At 71.7% G+C, this 17,665-nt stretch carries 16 protein-coding genes and 1 pseudogene; 5 read left to right on the forward strand and 12 right to left on the reverse strand.

What is annotated here, in order from left to right; all coding sequences use genetic code 11:
* From MKK52_RS12205 to MKK52_RS12240, 9 genes are all read right to left on the reverse strand, one after another.
* Nucleotides 1-198, reverse strand: a 198-nt coding sequence (locus MKK52_RS12205; protein WP_243952682.1) for a porin, incomplete at its 3' end; no start/stop codon positions are given.
* Nucleotides 199-509: 311 nt separating this feature from the next.
* The gene (locus tag MKK52_RS12210; protein ID WP_243954130.1) at nucleotides 510-1,028 is read right to left on the reverse strand and encodes a DUF1236 domain-containing protein; all 519 of its coding nucleotides are present in this window, start codon (nucleotides 1,026-1,028) and stop codon (nucleotides 510-512) included.
* Nucleotides 1,029-1,125: 97 nt separating this feature from the next.
* A complete protein-coding gene (locus tag MKK52_RS26945; RefSeq protein ID WP_279597800.1) occupies nucleotides 1,126-1,248 on the reverse strand; it encodes a hypothetical protein in 123 nt (40 codons plus the stop codon).
* Between the two features lie 122 nt (nucleotides 1,249-1,370).
* A complete protein-coding gene (locus tag MKK52_RS12215) occupies nucleotides 1,371-2,717 on the reverse strand; it encodes an MFS transporter (RefSeq protein ID WP_243954131.1) in 1,347 nt (448 codons plus the stop codon).
* A gap of 15 nt (nucleotides 2,718-2,732) precedes the next feature.
* Nucleotides 2,733-3,623, reverse strand: a complete 891-nt coding sequence (locus tag MKK52_RS12220; protein WP_243954132.1) for an amidohydrolase family protein — start codon at nucleotides 3,621-3,623, stop codon at nucleotides 2,733-2,735.
* A complete protein-coding gene (locus MKK52_RS12225) occupies nucleotides 3,620-4,849 on the reverse strand; it encodes an MFS transporter (RefSeq protein WP_243954133.1) in 1,230 nt (409 codons plus the stop codon). The genes MKK52_RS12220 and MKK52_RS12225 overlap by 4 nt, the downstream gene beginning before the upstream one ends.
* Nucleotides 4,850-4,928: 79 nt before the next feature.
* Complete coding sequence (locus MKK52_RS12230) at nucleotides 4,929-5,669, reverse strand: GntR family transcriptional regulator (protein ID WP_243954134.1); 741 nt, start codon at nucleotides 5,667-5,669, stop codon at nucleotides 4,929-4,931.
* Between the two features lie 56 nt (nucleotides 5,670-5,725).
* On the reverse strand, nucleotides 5,726-6,961 hold the full coding sequence (locus MKK52_RS12235; RefSeq protein WP_243954135.1) for an MFS transporter: 1,236 nt from the start codon (nucleotides 6,959-6,961) through the stop codon (nucleotides 5,726-5,728).
* 260 nt (nucleotides 6,962-7,221) lie between these two features.
* Complete coding sequence (locus MKK52_RS12240; RefSeq protein WP_243954136.1) at nucleotides 7,222-7,431, reverse strand: hypothetical protein; 210 nt, start codon at nucleotides 7,429-7,431, stop codon at nucleotides 7,222-7,224.
* 461 nt (nucleotides 7,432-7,892) lie between these two features.
* On the opposite strand from MKK52_RS12240, the gene MKK52_RS12245 reads away from it, so the two are divergent.
* Entirely contained in the window at nucleotides 7,893-8,132 is a 240-nt protein-coding gene (locus MKK52_RS12245) for a hypothetical protein (protein WP_243954137.1), read from the forward strand.
* Between the two features lie 11 nt (nucleotides 8,133-8,143).
* Here MKK52_RS12245 and MKK52_RS12250 read toward each other — a convergent pair whose 3' ends face one another.
* Both MKK52_RS12250 and MKK52_RS12255 read right to left on the reverse strand, forming a co-directional pair.
* On the reverse strand, nucleotides 8,144-8,929 hold the full coding sequence (locus MKK52_RS12250; protein ID WP_243954138.1) for a GNAT family N-acetyltransferase: 786 nt from the start codon (nucleotides 8,927-8,929) through the stop codon (nucleotides 8,144-8,146).
* Complete coding sequence (locus tag MKK52_RS12255; RefSeq protein WP_243954139.1) at nucleotides 8,926-11,757, reverse strand: amino acid adenylation domain-containing protein; 2,832 nt, start codon at nucleotides 11,755-11,757, stop codon at nucleotides 8,926-8,928. The genes MKK52_RS12250 and MKK52_RS12255 overlap by 4 nt, the downstream gene beginning before the upstream one ends.
* Before the next feature lie 151 nt (nucleotides 11,758-11,908).
* Between MKK52_RS12255 and MKK52_RS12260 the strand changes: the two genes are divergently transcribed.
* Genes MKK52_RS12260 through MKK52_RS12270 form a run of 3 tightly spaced genes read left to right on the forward strand, consistent with a single transcriptional unit; the run spans nucleotide 11,909 to nucleotide 15,647 of the window.
* Nucleotides 11,909-12,919 carry a GNAT family N-acetyltransferase gene (locus MKK52_RS12260; RefSeq protein ID WP_243954140.1) on the forward strand — a complete coding sequence of 337 codons (1,011 nt, stop codon included), beginning with the start codon at nucleotides 11,909-11,911 and terminating at the stop codon, nucleotides 12,917-12,919.
* The gene (locus tag MKK52_RS12265; protein WP_243954141.1) at nucleotides 12,916-14,247 is read left to right on the forward strand and encodes a lysine N(6)-hydroxylase/L-ornithine N(5)-oxygenase family protein; all 1,332 of its coding nucleotides are present in this window, start codon (nucleotides 12,916-12,918) and stop codon (nucleotides 14,245-14,247) included. The genes MKK52_RS12260 and MKK52_RS12265 overlap by 4 nt, the downstream gene beginning before the upstream one ends.
* Complete coding sequence (locus MKK52_RS12270) at nucleotides 14,244-15,647, forward strand: MATE family efflux transporter (RefSeq protein ID WP_243954142.1); 1,404 nt, start codon at nucleotides 14,244-14,246, stop codon at nucleotides 15,645-15,647. Before MKK52_RS12265 ends, MKK52_RS12270 begins: the two co-directional genes overlap by 4 nt.
* Nucleotides 15,648-15,656: 9 nt before the next feature.
* Here MKK52_RS12270 and MKK52_RS12275 read toward each other — a convergent pair.
* Nucleotides 15,657-16,199: pseudogene (locus tag MKK52_RS12275) on the reverse strand (sigma factor); the annotation flags it as partial.
* Nucleotides 16,200-16,509: 310 nt separating this feature from the next.
* Here MKK52_RS12275 and MKK52_RS12280 point away from each other — a divergent pair.
* On the forward strand, nucleotides 16,510-17,665 hold a 1,156-nt coding region (locus MKK52_RS12280), incomplete at its 3' end, for a HAMP domain-containing protein (protein WP_243954143.1).

Genomic DNA, 17,665 nt, shown 5'->3' on the forward strand with positions numbered 1-17,665 from the left:
CTCGAAGCGGGCGCGGCCCGAGAGACGGAGGCAGGTGTCGGTGCCGGGAATGTAGAAGAAGCCGGCGCCGTAGGCGGAGCAGACACGCACGAATTCGATCGGGACCGCCTTCTTGACCGGAAGGTCGGCGGCCTGCACGGCGCCGACGGCGGCGAGTGCCGCAGCCGACCCGAGCAGAGAGCTCTTCAAGAGTTTCATTATAGACCCCAAAGCTTCGAGACCAGAATGCGACTTGCCTGTTCGTGCGGCTTTGATCGCTTATTGAGGACCCGCGTCTGATTGACGGGTCTTACTGGGCCTTCCTTTTGCGGCGGCCCTTTATGCTACTCAAATCATAACCCGGCCTGAGTCTGCAATGTGTTTCTATCTGAAACATTGCAACACGCTCCGGGTGTTGCTTGCACGACACTTTTTCACTATCGGAAATCGGTGAGAAACACGTCAATTACAGTTGGGAAACAGTATCTCCGGCGCCGCGCACCATGGTGGAACCCCGGAGATCCGGCCGGTCAGCCCTTGGCGACCGCCACGATGCGCCGCGAGACCGTCCCGACGAGGACGAACCGGTCGCCGACCTGGATGAAGCCGAGGGGATCGCTCGCCTGTCCCAGCCCGGACAATTCGGGCGGCATCGGGTGCAGATAGACCTGCGCCGGGACGACGGTGCCGGGATCGAGGGGGAAGGTCATCCGCGTGACCGGGCGGACATGCCGCCGCTCCGCCTGCGCCTTCAGCGCCTCGACCTGGGCCGGCGTCAGGGTCGGGCCGGGGGCTCCCTCGGTCGTGTCGCGCGTGCGCAGGTCGTCGAGGGTGCGGGACACGTCACCCAGGACATCGGGCGACGCCGCCGCGCCGCCGCCGGCCGGGGTGGGGAGGGGGGGCGTTCCCTCACTGGGGCGAAGCGGGATGGCGCGCACCGGAGTCCCGGCGGCCTGCTCCTTGGCAGTCTCCGGGACACGTCCGCCGCGTCCCACCAATTGATAGGCCAGCACGCCGACCGCCACTAAAGCGGCGAGGAGGCTGATCAAAAGTAATCGACGCATCGTGCACCCGCGCTGGGAAAGGCACGACCGTCTAGCCCGCGACCCGCGCGAGAGGTAGCCCGGCCTCGGCGGCCGGGGCGCGTCAGATCCTGAGGGTGACGAACCACACGAGACTCAAGGCGCCCACGAGGAAGGTGGCCGAGGAGACGAGCACGGCGACCTCTTCGCGGTGCCGGTGGACGAAGGACTGGGAGAAAGCGAGCATGGCGGCGGCATCGGCTGTGATCTGTTCAGCCTCGCGCCCGAACCTTGATCATTCGGAGGCAAACGCCGTCATCCACAATCGGTGCGCGACCAGTGTCGCCCTGCGGCCACAACCGCCCGCCGTCACCCCCGCGCGGCGGGCGTGGCCCCGCGGAGCTCCGGCTCCGGCCCGCGATGGCGCCCGATCCAGAAGACGAGGGCGCAGCCGAGGCCGGTGAGGGCGCAGAGCGGCAGGAGGGCGATGGGGAAGCTCCCGGTCTGCTCCCGGAGGACGCCGATGAGCGAGGTGATCGCGCCGGTCCCGAGATGCGCCAGCGTGTTGATCGCCGCGATTCCGGCCGCGACCTGGGCCGGCGGCAGGGTCTCGGTGGCCAGGGCGAAGAACGGCCCCTTGATGGCGTAATTGCCGAGCAGCACCAGGGAGAGCAGCACCAGCGTCACCCAGAGCGAGCCCGTCAGCAGCGTCAGGGCGAAGCTGAGCGAGGTCAGCGCCAGGGGCAGCGCAGTGCTCCAGATCCGCTCGCCGCTCCGGTCGGCACGTAGGCCCCAGAAGATCATGAAGGCCGAGGCGATGCCGAACGGGATCATGTTCAGCAACCCCGTTTCGAGGTTGCTGAGGCCGAAGCCCTTGAGGATCTGCGGCATCCAGAGCGACAGCGTGTTGCTGGTCGCGGAGCTGCCGGCATAGATCACGGCGAGCAGCCAGACCTGGCGGCTGGCGAGGACGGCCCGCACCGCCGCGAAGCCGTGCGCGGCATGGGGCGACGCCGCCTCGGCAGAGCGGCGCTCGGTGTCCAAACGGGTCGTCAGCCAGTCGCGCTCTTGCTCGGTGAGGAAGGTGGCGCTCGCCGGCCGGCTCGGCAGCAGCGCGAGGGCGCCGAGGCCGAGCAGCACCGCCGGGACCGCCTCCAGGATCAGCAGCCATTGCCAGCCGCGCAGGCCGGCGGTGCCGTCGAGGGTCAGCAGGGCCGCCGACAGGGGCGAGCCGAAGAAGCTCGACAGCGGGATCGCCACCATGAACATCGCCACGATGCGCGCCCGGTAGGCCTTGGGGAACCAGTAGGTCAGGTAGAGGATCACGCCGGGGAAGAAGCCGGCCTCGGCGGCGCCGAGGAGGAAGCGGGCGACCGCGAAGCTCACCGGCCCGGTGACGAAGGCCGAGCCGATGCCGACGAGCCCCCAGGTGATCATGATCCGCGCGATCCAGATCCGCGCGCCGACCCGCTCCATGGCGAGGTTGCTCGGCACCTCGAACAGCACGTAGGCCACGAAGAACAGCCCGCCGCCGAGGCCGAAGGCCGCCGTGGAGAGGCCGAGGTCGCGGTTCATGGTGAGCGCGGCGAAGCCGACATTCACCCGGTCGACATAGGCGATGAAGTAGCAGAGCACGAGGAACGGGATCAGGCGAAGCCCGACCTTGCGCATCGTCCGGCTCTCGAACGCCTCCTCGGGCGTGGTCAACGCGGCCATCGTGGTCTCCTCGGGTCAGGCGTCGAAGCGGAAGAGTTGCGCGGGCGTGCGGCCGAGCGCGATGGCCCGCTCCGCCGCGTCGGGAATCCAGAGGGCGAGGTCGGAGAGCGCCCTGGCCGGGGTCGCCACCGTCTCGAATTGCGTGTGCGGCCAGTCGCTGCCCCAGACCAGGCGCTGCACGCCGAAAGCGTCGCGCAGGCGTGCGGCCGCCGCGCTCGCATGGCGCGCCCCGTCCTCGCCCTTGCCGATCCGGTAGGCGCCGGAGAGCTTCACCCAGACGCGCTGCCCGGCGCCGAAGCCGAGGAGCTGCGCGAAACCGGCATCGTCCGTGCCGAGGGCGGGGTCGATGCGGCCGAAATGATCGACCACCACCGGCACGCCGGCCTCGACGAGGGGCGGCAGCAGGGCCTGGAGCCGGCGTGCCTCGGCCTGGACCTCGATCTGCCAGCCCAGCGCCTTCACCCGCGCCAGATGGGCCTGCCAGACCGGGCTCGCGAAGGCCGGATCGGGCTTGCCGATGAGGTTGAGGCGCAGGCCCACCACGCCGGAGCCGGCGAGGTCGCGCATCGCGGTTTCTTCGGCCTCCGGGGCCAGCACGGCGATGCCGCGCAGCCGCTTCGGCTCCCGCTTCAGGGCCGAGACCATGTAGCTGTTGTCCGTGCCGAGGAAGCTCGGCTGGATCAGCACGCCGTTCGTCATGCCGTTGCGGTCGAGCATGGCGAGGTAGTCGGCGATGCTCGCATCGTAGTCGGGGGCGTAGCGGCGCTCGCCCGCGAGGGTCAGGTCGCGGGTGAAGACGTGGGCGTGGGTGTCGATCCGGACAGGATCCTCGGCCTGGGCCCGCGCGGGCAGGGTGAGGGCGAGGCCCCCGGCGAGCAGGTCTCGGCAGAAGGAGCGCCGGTTCATCGGATCGTCTCTGGCGTCAGGGGAGGGGAGGGGGCGTCGGGCAGGAGCGCGACGGCGAGGAGCACAAGCCCGTAGGCCGACAGGGCGGACAGGCCGATGGCGGGGCCGAGGCCGAGGATCTCGCTCAGGAGGCCGACGCCGAGGGGCAGCAGGGCCGAGGCGAGGCGCCCGGCATTGTAGCAAAAGCCCATCCCCGTACCGCGCAGACCGGTGGGGAAGAGTTCGCTGAACAGGGCGGCAAGGCTCGCCGGGATGCCGGCGGTGCAGAAGCCCAGGGGCGCGCCCAGCAACAGCAGCGCCGTGCCGCTCACCGGCACCAGCAGATAGAGCACCACCAGCCCCATGCAGCCGGCGGCGTAGAGGGCCACCGTCCGACGCCGCCCGAGACGGTCCACCAGCCCGCCCGCGACGAGGCAGCCGAGGCCGAAGGAGGCGATGATGATCGCGAGATAGAGGCCGGTGCCCAGCACCGACGCCTCGCGCTCGGCGCTGAGATAGGTCGGCAGCCACGTGAACAGGGCGTGGAAGCCGCCATGGGCGCCGAGGCCGAGGAGCGTGCCCGTCACCGTGGCCCGCCGCATGGCGGGGGAGAAGATCGCCAGCGGACCCGTCCGCGCCGGGACGGCCTCGCGCGGGCGCGGCGGCTCCGGGACGGTGCGGCGGATCACGAGGACGAGCAGGGCCGGGGCGAGGCCGCAGGCGAAGAGTACGCGCCACGCCGCCTCGGGCCCCAGGGCCGAGAAGGCGGCGGTGGAGAGGAGCAGCGCCGCGCCCCAGCCGAGCGCCCAGCCGCTCTGGACGGCGCCGAGCGCCCGGCCGCGATGGGCGGGCCGGATCGCCTCCGCCATCAGCACGGCGCCGGCCGCCCATTCGGCGCCGAAGCCGAGCCCCTGTACGGCCTTGAGGACGAGCAACTGCGCGAAGGTCTGGGAGAAGGCGGCGAGGAAGGTCGAGACCGCGAACCACAGGACGGTGATCTGAAGCGCCCGGACGCGCCCGATCCGGTCGGCGAGCACGCCGCCGATCCATCCGCCTAGCGCCGCCTCGACGAGAGTGACGGCGCCGATCAGGCCGGCATCCGTGCGGCTCAAGCCGAAGGTCGCGATCAGGGCGGGGATCGCGAGGCTGAACATCTGCACGTCCAGGGCGTCGAGGGACCATCCGCCCAGACAGGACCAGAAGGTACGACGCTCGGCCGGACCGATCTCGCGGTACCAGCGGAACAAGGGCTTTCCTCCGTCCCCTTAAGAGGACTAGTCATTTATATGAATGTATGACCTCGCGACGAACCCGCCGTCAAGGCCCTCAGCGGATGTCGACGTGGTACCGGAAGCCCGCCGCCGGGCCCCGGGTCAGACGCCACTCGATGGGGCGGTTGTCGAAGCCGAAGGCAAGGCGCTCGATGAGCACCACCGGGGCGCCCTCGTCGAGGTCGAGAAGGTCGCGATCGGCGGCGGTCGCGGAGCCCACCGTCAGGGTCTCCTCCGCACGGGCGACGATCTCGCCGCAGATCGCCTCGTAGGCGGGGTAGAGAAGGTCGCCGATCTCCGTCAGCGGAGCCGTCAGCAGGGCCGCGAAGCGCGCAGCCGGCAGCCAGATCTCCTCGGACAGGACCGGACGTCCGCCGATGAGCCGCGTCCGCAGGAGGCTCAGGGCCTCGGCGCCGGCCTCCAGTTCCAGCGCCCGGCGCACGGCGTCGGGCGCGCGGCAGCGCCGCCGGTCGCGGATGCGCCCTTCCGGCACGGCCTGCGCGCCCTCGGCATCGAGATGACGGAAGAAACGGAAGAGGGAGCGGTCGAAGCGCGGCCGGCGGACGAAGGTCCCCCGGCCCTGCTGCCGCTCGACCAGACCGTCGGCGACGAGGCTGTCGATGGCCTTCCGCACGGTGCCGATGGCGACGCGATGGGTCGCCGCCAACTCGGCTTCGGTCGGGATCGGCTCGCCTGTCCGCCAGACGTTGCGGGCGATCTTGTGGGCGATCTCGTCGCGCAGACGCTGGTAGAGCGGCAGGCGCAGGTCGGGTGGGTGGGTGGCGTTCCCGGTCATGTGTATGACTGTATGACCTTCCCGGCCCTTCGCCAACGTGGCTTGGGGCGCGGTCCCTACGGGCGGGCGCGTTCCAGGCGGAAGGAGACCGCCCAGATCGCGAGACCGCCGAGGGCCAGCGCCACGCCGACCCACCCCGTGCTGGGGAGGCCGAACCCGGCCGCGAGCGCCAGACCGGCGAGCCACGGGCCGAGGGCGTTCGCGACGTTGAACGCGGAATGGTTGAGGGCGGCGGCCAGCGTCTGCGCATCCTCGGCCACGTCCATCAGGCGGGTCTGCAGGATCGTCGCGAGACCGCAGCCGCAGCCGATCAGGAACACCGTGGGCGTCAGCGTCCACAGGCTCGCCGAGGCCCACGGGTAGAGCGCCAGCGCCGCCGCGCTCCAGACCAGGGTCGCCCCGGCCGCCGGCATCTGCGCGCGGTCGGCCGCCCAGGCGCAGATCAGGTTGCCGGCCGTCATGCCGAGGCCGAACACCGCCAGCACGGCGGGAATCGCGAGGGGAGGGGCGTGCGTCACCGCCAGCAGGGTCGAGGCCAGATAGGTGTAGACCGAGAACAGGCCGCCGAAGCCGATGGCGCCGGTGGCCAGCGTCAGCCAGACCTGCCCCCGCTTGAGCGCGCCGAGTTCGCGCAGGGGGCTCGCCCCCGCCGCCGGGGCGCCGAGGGGCGCGAAGGCGCGCACGAGCACGGCGGTAAGGAGCGCGAGCAGGGCCACGAGGCCGAAGCTCCAGCGCCAGCCCACGACTTGGCCGATGCCGTTGGCGAGCGGCACGCCGACCACCGTGGCGATGGTCAGTCCCAGGATGACCCGCGAGACCGCCTGTGAGCGGCGCTCCCTCGGCACCAGCGAGGCGGCGACGAGGGCGGCGACGCCGAAATAGGCGCCGTGCGGCAGGCCGGCGAGGAAGCGGAACGCCAGCATCCAGCCGTAGCTCGGGGCGAGGGCCGAGAGCCCGTTGCCGAGGGCGAACAGCACCATCAGTCCGATGAGCAGCGTGCGCCGGGCGATCTTCGCGGCCAGCACCGCGATGACGGGGGCGCCGACGACGACGCCCAGGGCATAGGCGCTGATCACGTGCCCCGCCGTCGGGGCATCGAGGCCGAGATCCGGCGCAAAGGCCGGCAGCAGGCTCATCGCCGCGAACTCGGTCGTGCCGATGGCGAAGCCGCCCATCGCCAGGGCGGCGAGGACCAGGGTCGGATTGCGGCCGGGCGCGGCCACGGGCGGCGCGGCCGCCGTCGCGACCTCGGTGTCGAGGGGCGTGGTCTCGGGAAGCGCGACAAGGGTCATCGGTCGGGATCAACTCCCTGCGGATCGGCAGGCACTCGGGATGGAATTGATGCAGGGCCTATCAGCCCCGGCGGGTCCGTGCCTACGCGGCGATCGTCTCGGCAGGGCTGCCCTGCATTCGGGGCGGGTCTATGGAAAATGACGAGGATCGTCGGACGACCCGTTTCTCAGGTTTATCACATCGTCCTAGAGTATTCGCATAAGAAAGATTATGGAACTAAAGTCGGTTTCCGACGAATTGTTGCCGCTCGTTAACCAACTTATTCCGCCGCGAGGCCGAGCGTGGGCTCCTCGACGAGATAAGCGCCGCAGGCTATCATCAGATCGCGAAGGAGAGACAGAGCCTCTTCGACCTGCGCCGGTGTGGTGAGCCCCTCGCGCGCATGCGTGCCGCCGCCGGCCAGCGTCACCGTGATGGTGAACCGTCCCTCGGGGTGTTCGGTGATCCGATAGGATGCGCGGCGGGCCATGTGCTCAAGTGCCGACGATGGTCGTGGAGAGGACAACTCCAGTCATGCTAGGTCAAGCCCCGAACTTCAAGCTATAATCTCGCTGTTCAGGCCCCGGTGAATTGGGCGTGACCAGACCGATCGAAGCAAACCCAATTGGAGCACGACGAGCCTGTAGGGACTGTAATCGCTGCGTACTTGTCTGATGTCTTCGGCGACGCCCCGGTCGCGCACCGCCCGTGCCGCGTAGAGTGTCAGTCGAAGCCAAGGCCAGTTTCGAGCGCGCCGCTCAATTCTCATACAAATACGTGGGGGCACGGCATGGGCCGGTCTCCGTGGTGCGTCTGCCACTGACCCTGATCACGTCAGCGACGGATACGAGGCTCCGAGGAAGACCCGCGAACAGCTTGGCCGAGCGATCGGCGGATCGATCCCTCGCGCGGTGGCGTTTGAGAAGTCTCTGACGCCAACATGAGGGGTGCATGGCGCGCGTGGTCACGTACAGCATCGTCGATTGCGCCGACGGCCGGTTCGCGGTGGTCGCCGTGGCGGCGTCCGGTGCCTCGTATCGGCGCGGCGAATTGCTGACGCTCGCGGAGGCCGAGGATTGCGCCGAAGACCTGCGCGTCGCCCTGGCCGGGTGTGGCGTCGTCCTCGCCCGCCGCGACGCGACGCCGCCCGGAACGGGGGCGACGGGCATCGCCCTGAGCCGCCGCTGGTAGCGGCGAGTCCCCTACTCCGTCAGGCTCGTGCAGAGCAGGCTCGGCCGGTAGAGCGTGCGGAACCCCGCCCGGGCGTAGAGGGCCTCGACCGGCCCTCCCGCCGGGCATTGCAGGAACACGAACGCCGCGCCGCGTGCCCTCGCCTCGCGCAAGGCGGCGTGGATGAGGGCGGCGCCGAGACCGCGATTCTGCCGGTCGATGCGGGTGCTGACATTATAGAGCCCGGCCGCGCCGTCGCGCAGGGCGAGGGTGGCGCAGCCCGCCGGCCCCGCCGCGTCCCGGAGGATCATGTGCCACAGCGCGAGGCCGGGGCCCGGCTTGGCCCTGCGCAGGGCCGGCAGGTAGGTCCGGCGCAGGTGCTTGCGCACCGCCCCGTCGTCGAAGGACTGCGCGAAAACCTCTTCGAAGGCCGCATCCACCCGGGGCGAGAGCGTGAGCGCGGCGGGGTCGGCCGCCCGCGCCGGCACCGGCGGGGGCCGGGCCACCATCCAGCTCGCCGGAAACGTCGCCGCCGGGGTGAACAGCGCGCGCAGCCGGTCGTGCTCCGCCTCGTCCCCTGCCAGGAAGGCCGGCGAGCGGCCACGCCCGAGGGACGCCGCGCCCGCCCAGGAGAATTGCGCCGGGGTTCGGATGCCGTAGGCGAAGTTCAGGGTCGGGTCCGGGATGGCCCGTGACCAGACGAAGCCAGCCCCATCGGGGCCCCGCGCCGCGCCGTCGAGTAGGGAGCCGGTAAGCGCCGCGACATGCGCCTGGAGCAGGGTCTCGAAGGTCGGATCGCTGACGATCTCCAGGCTCACGCGGCGCTCCACGACGGCGCCGGCTCCGTCAGGGCGGCGATCCGGGCGTGGAGGCCGGGGGAAAGCACGATGTCGAGATGGTCGGTCTCCGGCACGATCTCGACGGAGAGGAGGCGCTGGGTCGTCGGCGCCCAGTCGATCACCGGGAGGCGGCGGGCAAGCGACGCCTCTGCCACGAAGCTGCGGATCGGGACGGAACCCGGCTCCAGCCGCAGGGCGCGGAATTGCAGGGCGTGATCGACCAGCGTCCAGAGGATGCGCTCCCGGCTGCCGACTTCGGGGCCGTCGGCGGGCAGGGGTTGCGGCTCGCTCGCCATGAAGCGGAGGAACTGCGCCAGCGCCTCCGCATCCATCCGCGCGCGCAACGCCTCCCAGTCGGCGCGCATGGGCGAGCGGTCGAGCCACGCGGCGAGCATCGCCTCGTGGGCGGCGCGCTCGTCCGGCGGGAGCGGATCGCCCGCGCCGAGGGCGAAGGCGGGTTCGAGGCCGCAGGCATCGAGCATCCCAACATAATCCAGGGGAAAGCCGGGCCCGAGCTGCCGGGCGGTCTCGTAGGCGAGGACGCCGCCCCAGGACCACCCTAGGAACACGCATGAGCCGGAGCGGCCCCGCATCAGGTCGCGGACCCGCCCGGCATAGGCGCGGGCGAGGTCGGCGACCGGCGGCAGGGGGCGGACCTCCTCGACCAGGGACGCGCAGAGGAACCCATGGGCCTCCTGATCCGGCCCCAGCGCCGCGACCAGCGGCTCGTACTCGCGGGTGCTGACCAGCAGGCCGGGAAACAGCACGAGGAGCGGTCGCGGGCTCCCCGGCCGCCCGGCGGAGAGCCGCACCGTGGCGGCAGGGCCGCCCTCCTCCGTGACCGAGCCGGCCTCGATCCGCTGAGCCAGTTCGGCGAGGGTCGGGTTGCGCAGCAGGTCGGCGACGCCGATCCCGCCCTGTGGCGCCATGAGGCGCAGACGTCCCACGAGCCGCAGGGCCGAGAGGGAATCGCCGCCGAGGTCGAAGAAGCGCCGGTCGGCGACGCGCACGGGGAAGCCCAGCACCTCGGAGCAGATCCGGGCGAGGCGCTGCTCCGTGGCGCCGGAGGGTGGCCGCCCTGCCCTATCGTCGGCAGGGTCGGGCAGCGCGGCCCTGTCGAGCTTGCCGTTGGCCGTCACCGGCATCCGGTCGAGCAGGGTCAGGCTCGCCGGCACCATCGGCTCGGGCAGGAGGCGGCCGAGGGCCATCCGCAGGCGCCCGGCCTCCAGATGCTGCCCCGGCGCCGGCACCACGTAGCCCGCCAGGACCGCGCCGCCGGCGCCGCTCCGGTGCAGGACGACGGCCTCCGCCACGCCGGGGAGGCCGCGCAGGGCGGCCTCGACCTCGCCGATCTCGATGCGGTGGCCGCGGATCTTCACCTGATCGTCCGCCCGGCCGGCGAAGGCGAGGCTGCCATCCGGCCGCCGCCGCACGCGGTCGCCGGTCCGGTACATCCGCCCGCCCTCGCGGAACGGGTTCGGCAGGAAGCGCTCCGCCGTGAGGGCCGGGCGGCGCCAATAGCCCTCGGCGAGCCCCCCCGCGATGAAGAGTTCGCCGGTCTCGCCTTCCGGCACGGGCTCCAGGTCCGGCCCGAGCACGTAGATGGCGCGGGCGCCCACCGGCCCGCCGATGGGTGCGTAGGGCTCCGGGAAGGTCGTCCCCGGCGGCACCTTCCAAATCAGCGGGGAGATCACGCATTCGGTCGGGCCGTAGCCGTTGATGAGCAGGCGCGGCTTCAGGGCCCGGCCGAGGCGGGCGAAGGTCTCGCGCGCCATGGCCTCGCCGCCGAAGGAATAGACCGCGACCGGGGGCGCCTCGCCCAGGCGCTCGGCCCAATCCGCCACCTGCCCGATGAAGCTCGTCGGGAAGCCGGCATGGGTGACGCGGTGGCGGCGGATCTGCGCCAGGGTCTCGGCGGCGGTCCACAGGTCGGGCCCCCGCAGGACGATGCATCCGCCGGCCACGAGGGGCGTCATCCAGCGCTCGTGCGCCCCGTCGAAGGCGAAGGACAGGACGTGGAGTTCGCGTGACTCCGCATCCATCTCGTAGGCCGCCGCCGTCGTGCGGCAATGCATGGCGAGCGGCCCGTGCGCGACGAGCACGCCCTTCGGCCGCCCCGACGAGCCCGAGGTGTAGATCAGATAGGCCGGGTCCCCGGGCTCCGGCATCCGCGCGGGGGCGCCGGCCGGGCCGGCCTCCGCGAGGGCGGCGGGATCGAGCCGCGTCACCCCCGCCGGCAGATCGAGGCAGGCGGCGATGGCGGGGGTCGCGATGCACTCGGCGATCCCGGCATCCTCCAGCATCATCCGCACGCGGGCGGGGGGATAGGCGGGATCGAGGGGCAGGAAGGCGGCGCCCGCGCGCAGGATTCCGAGCAGCGCGGCAATCAGAAGCGGCGAGCGATCGAGGGCCACGGCCACGAGGGACCCGCGCCCGATGCCTTGTCGGGCAAGCCCCGCCGCGAGGGCGGCGGCGTGGCGATCCAGCCCCTCGCGGCTCAGCGTCTCCGCGCCGAAGATCACGGCCGGGCGACCCGGATCCTCCGCCGCGAGGCGAGCGAGCCGTTCCGGCACGCTCTCGCGATCCGCATCGGGCGGGAGCGGCCGGTCGCCCTCGGGAACGGGAGGATGCGCGTCGATCCAGTCCCGCGCGGCTGCGAGCCCGCACGGGCCGTGCGCCCGACGCCAGCCCGCAGGCAGGGGGCGCCCGGCGGGCCAGAAGGCCCCATGCCCGGCCCCGTCGAACGCGACCACGAGAGGCCCGGCCATCCATTCCGCAGCCGATGGATCGTGGTCCTGCCCGGTCATGCATCCTCTCCCGCGCCCCAGGGGCTCCGACAGACCAGACGAATGACGGCACGCGGCGTTCACGCCGCCGCCGCTCGAAAAATCTGCTGAACCGGGGCGGGGTCCATCCGTCAGGGAGGTGCCGAGGACACACGGGAAACGGATGACGGACGTGGCGAGACCCGACACAGGAGGCGAGCTTGCCGGGCTCGCATGGGGCGGCAGCCGGGACATTCCGGTCGTGCGATATACCGGCGCGCCGTCGCCCGAGGCGGTCGAGGCGATCCTCGCGGGCGCCGAGCGCCTGACCGCCGCCGACACCCGCGCGCAGCGCATCGTCGTGGAGGCGGACCCGGCCATCGGCGCGCGGCTTTGCGCCCTCGGCGCGGCGCGGCGGGTCCGCGACGGCGTGGAGATTCTGCCGGGCCTGCTCTGGCAATGCGCCGGGCGCTGGCTGCCCCAGGCCCGCCCGGCCTTCCCCGAATTGTTCACCGTCACCGCCGGGCGGCGGCATCCCCTGCGGCCCGAGACACCCTCCGGCATCGTCTATGCCCGCGCGATCCCCTGGCTCGGCCGGACCCTGACCTTCCGCACCGTGACGGAGCCCGGCGACATCGCCCTGTTCTCCGGCTGGATGAACGACCCCCGCGTCGCCGCGATCTGGGAGGAGAGCGGCAGCCTCGCCGCGCACGAGGCCCTGATCGCCCGCCTTCAGGACGATCCGGCGACCCTGCCCCTGTTCGGCTGCCTCGAAGGGCGGCCCTTCGGCTATTTCGAACTGTACTGGGCGCGGGAGAGCCGCCTCGGCCCGCTCTACGAATCCGGCCCTTACGATCGCGGCTGGCACGTCGCCATCGGCGATCCGGCGGTGCGGGGGCGCCCCTACCTTTCGGCCTGGCTGCCCTCCCTGATGCACTACCTGTTCCTCGACGAGCCGCGCACGGCGCGCATCGTCGGCGAGCCGCGCGCCGACCACGCCCAGCAGCTCCGCAACCTGCACGCCTCCGGCTTCGGCACGGTGGCGACCATCGACTTCCCCCACAAGCGCGCGGCCCTCGTGGCCCTGTCGCGCGAGCATTTCGTCCGCGACCGGCTGTGGGTGCCGGGGGCGGCGGCCGCCGACGCGGCGCCGCGCCCGCCCGCCGTCCCGGTCGAGGACCCATCCGAGGAAGCGTGCGCATGACCGACCAGCCCACTACCGACGACATCCTCGGCATCGGCTTCGGCCCGGCCAACCTGTCGCTGGCCATCGCCCTGAGGGACGCCCTCGCCGGCTCGTCCCTGCGGCCCTCCTTCCGCTTCATCGAACGGCAGGCGCGCTTCGGCTGGCACCGGGCGATGATGCTGCCCGGCGCGGACATGCAGATCAGCTTCGTGAAGGACCTCGTGTCCCTGCGCGATCCGACGAGCCCCTTCAGCTTCCTCAACTACCTGCACGTGAAGGGCCGGCTCAGCACCTTCTTGAACATCAAGACGTTCACGCCCTCGCGGATCGAATACAACGACTACCTCACCTGGGCGGCGGAGCACTTCGCGGAGGCCGTCTCCTATGGCGAGGCGGTGGAGGCGGTGCGGCCCGAAATCCGGGACGGGCGCCTCGCCGCCTTCGTCGTGGAGGCGCGGGACGGGGGCGGCGCGCACCGCCTCAGGCGATGCCGCCATCTCGTCGTGGCGGCGGGGGGCGATCCGTCGATCCCCGAACCCTTCGCCGCCCATGCCCGCGACCGGCGGCTGATCCATTCATCATGGTATCTGCCGGGAATCGCGCAGGCGCTCGGGGAGCCACGCCTCGACGGGCCGGAGGCGCGGATCCTCGTGGTCGGCGGCGGCCAGAGCGCCGTGGAGATCGCCACCGATCTCGGCGCGCGCTATCCCCGCGCCCTGATCGACCTCGCGATCCGCGGCCCGGCGCTCAAGCCCGCCGACGACAGCCCCTTCGTCAACGAGATCTTCGACCCGGCCGCCGTCGACAGGGTCCACGACGCCCCGGCGCCGGTGCGCGCGGACCTGATCGCCGCCCATAGGGCCACCAATTACGCGGTGGTCGATGCCGACCTGATCCAGTCCTTCTACGCCACCCTCTACGAGCAGACGGTGAGCGGCGTGACGCGCTTCCGCCTGCGGCGCTCGACGGAGGTGACGGCCCTCGACGCGACGGACGAAGGCCTTCACGCGACCCTGCGGGATCGCCTGACCGGCGCGCTCGATCACCAGACCTACGCGGCGGTGATCTGCGCCACCGGCTACCGGCGCGCGGCGGTGCCGGCGATCCTCGATCCGCTGCGCCCCTTCCTGGCGGGCGAGACCGTCGACCGGCAGTACCGGCTGCCCCTCGTCCAGGCCGATTCACGGGTCAGCCTGCATCTCCAGGGCTTCAGCGAGCCGACCCACGGGCTGACCGAAACCCTGCTCTCGATCCTGCCGGTGCGGGCGGGCGCCATCGCGCGCACGATCCTCGGCGAGGAGCAGGCCGCCCGCTCCGCCATCCGGCCGGCGGCGATGCAGCGATGAGCCGGCCGCTCGCCCTCGACGACGCGCGGGTCGCCGTCCTGATCCTGCGCCTCGCGGGGCCGGCGATCCTCGGCATCTCGGCCCATGCCCTCCAGATGGTGGTCAATGCGTGGTTCGTGGCCGACCTCGGGGCGACGGCCATCGCCACCATCGCCATCGCCTACCCCGTGACCCTCCTCGTCGCCGCCCTCGGCTACGGCGTTGGAATCGCGGCGGCCTCGCAGGTCTCGCGGGCCCTCGGGGCGGGGGACGGCACCCTGGCGGGCGCGGCGGCGGCCCTCGGCTTCTGGCTGGCTCTGCCGGCCGGCTCGGCCGTCACCGTCGCGATCCTCCTCGACACCCCCGCCTGGCTCCGGCTCCTCAGGGCGGATGAGGCGCTGGCCGCCGCCGCCGCGCCCTACACGGCGCTCGCGACGGTCGGCACGGGGCTGATGCTCGTGATGATCGTCGGCGGATTCGTGGTGCGGGCGCAGGGCCATGCCCGCCTCAGCGGGGCGATCATGGTCGGCGGGTTCGGCCTCAACATCGTGCTCGACGCGGTGCTGATCCGCCTCTGCGGACTCGGCACCCTGGGCGCCGGCTGGGCCATCGTCGGGGCGCAGGTCGCGGCCGCCCTCGCCTATCTGTGGGTCTTCGCGCGCGGACGGGGCGCCCTGCGGCTCGTCTCGCCGCGCCGGGGCGGGCCGGGCCTCCTCGGCGAAGCCCTGCGCCTCGCCGTCCCGGTCACGGGGTCGAGCCTGCTCGCAGCCTTCGCGATGGCGCTCTTCGTGGAGGCGGCGGCCCCCTACGGTGAGGCGGCGGTGGCGGCCCAGGGGATCGCCCTGCGCCTCACCCTCGTGGCGGCTCTGCCCCTCCTCGGCCTCGTGGCCGGCGCGCAGGTCGTGTTCGGCCACGCGGCGGGGGCGGGCTTGCCGCACAGGCTGCGCCGGGCGCTGGGCTTCACCGTCGCCGCGTCCCTGGCCTACGGCCTCGCGGCGGGGGGCCTGATGATCGCCCTCGCCGCCCCCTTGGTCGGGCTGTTCGCGCAGGAGGCCGAGACGGTGCGGGCGGGCATCGAGGCCGTGTCGGTCTTCGCCCTCGCCTTCCTGCCCATCGGGCTGCAGCTCACCGCCGCCGCCCTGTTCCAGGCCATCGGCGCCCCGCGCCGGGCCGCCGCCGTCTCACTGGCGGCGCAGGGGCTGGCGCTGATCCCGCCGCTGCTGATCCTGCCGCCGCTCCTCGGCTACGAGGGCGTGCTCGTGAGCCGCGTCGTCGCCGAATACCTCGCCGACGGGCTCGGCCTCGTCCTGCTCCTGGCGTGGGCGGCGGGCGCGCGCCGGGCAGCCGGCGCAGCGCGGATCGAGGGCCGCGAGGCACTGCTGATGCCCGCGCCGCACGAGGCCGCACACCAGAGCCCGTGAGACGCCGAGCCGCCGGGCGATCTCGATCTGCGGGACGCCCTCGACACGGTGCAGGCGGAAGGCGGTGCGCATCGGCTCCGGCAGGGCCGCCACCGCCGCCTCGACCCGGCGCAGGGCGTCCCGCGTGGCCGTCGTCGTCTCCGGCGTGCCGGTGATTCCATCGGCCGTGTCCGGCGCGAGGTCGAGGGGACAGAACAGCCGCCGCTCGAAGCCCCGCCGCCGCGCCCGGTCGAGGGCGAGGTTGCGGACCATCCGCCCGACATAGGCGTCCGGCTCGCCCGCGATGCCCTCCGGCGGCTCGGCGATGAGCCGCAGCATCACGTCCTGCACGACGTCCTCGGCCAGCGCCGGGCAATCCAGGATGCGCCGCGCCCTGTGCAGGTGGGCGGCGCAGCTCCGCGCGAGCGCCGCCCCCCGATCGCTGCCCGACAGGGTTCGGGAGGCCATGAGGTTTCTCACAAGATCGACCCAGTCAAACGGGCTTACACAAGCAAGACCTAGCCAACAATCGGGATGTTTTCTAATTGGATTGATTAAAATCTGCGAGAGCATCTATGACAAGATTATTTGTATTACCATCTGCGTGAGCGTCGATGATTTCGATCCACTCACGGCGCGGCGCGGGGACCGGATCGTGATCCGATGCGCCGAAAACGCAGGGTTGTGGATGGGCTGCGCCCCTGGGAGTGCGCAGGGTGATCGGGAAGATCGAGTTTGTATCAACGTCTCATAAACAATCCCGTCCATCTCGGACCAACGAATTCGATGCCCTTAAGACATTTCTGAGTAAAGACGGCGACGCGCCCTCGGGGCGTTGCCTCGGCGGGCGGCAATCGTGTACCGCCTCTAGTGATGGCGAGCTATGAAATCGCTCAACGACGCGAAGCTCATCGTGAAACTTGCGGTCCCCGTGGCCGTGCTCATTGCGGTCTGTGTTGGGATGGTCTCTCTGGCACGGAACAGCCTCGCCACCCTCGATGCGAACACGCAGGAAATCGTCGATCACAGCGCACGGCGCGCGATCCTCGTTCTGCAACTTGCCGTTGCCGTGGATGAGGCGACGATCCGCGAGAAGAACCTCATCATCGCGGATGGCGCAGACCGGCGGGTCTTGGGTGACGAGCATGCGGGTTTGGAGAAGAAGGCGACCCAAGCGGTCGGCAGCCTTGTCCAACTCTCCGACACGCCGGAGCGACGTGCGATCAACGAGCAGCTGAGGGATCTGACGGCCCGCTTCTTCGCGACCTCACGCAGGGCCGTCGATCTCGGTCTGAGTGACGACCCGAAGGCTGCGATGGCCCTCTCGTCCGGTGAGGGACGGTCATCGCGAAAGGCCCTTCTGGAGGCATTGGACAAGCGGGTCGCTGCGAATGTCGCCGACTTGGAGGCGGAAAAGCACCGTGCCGAAGAGGTCGCCGCCGACGCGGCGCGGACTTTGACCGTTCTGGCATCGGCCGGCCTTCTCGCGGCGTTCGGCCTTCTCGCCGCGATTGCGGTCTACGGCATCACCCGCCCCCTCGGCCGCCTCGTCGCGGTGCTGCAGCGGATGGCGACGGGTGAGATCGACGCGCCAATTCCGGAGGCGAAGCGCGGCGACGAGATCGGCGCCGTCGGCAAGGCGGTGGAGGGCATCAAGGCGATGGTCGCCCAGAAGGCTGCCGAACAGGCCGAGATCAAGCGCGTCGCCGACGAGGCGGCCGCGCGCGAGCGCAAGCGCACCATGGTCGAGCTCGCCGACGGCTTCGAGGCGGCGGTCGGCGGCATCGTCGGCATGGTCTCCTCCTCGGCCACCGAGTTGCAGGCCACGGCGGGCGCCATGAGCGGCACGGCAGCGGAGACCGCCGCGCAATCGAGCGCGGTCGCGGCGGCGGCGGAACAGGCGACCTCGAACGTCCAGACCGTGGCGGCGGCGGCCGAGGAACTCGGTTCGTCGGTGCAGGAGATCGGACGGCAGGTCAGCGGCTCGGCCGAACTCGCGCGGCGGGCCGTAAACGAGGCCGACCGGACGAGCAGCCTCG

The organism is Methylobacterium sp. J-067 (assembly GCF_022829465.1).
Taxonomy (GTDB): domain Bacteria; phylum Pseudomonadota; class Alphaproteobacteria; order Rhizobiales; family Beijerinckiaceae; genus Methylobacterium; species Methylobacterium litchii.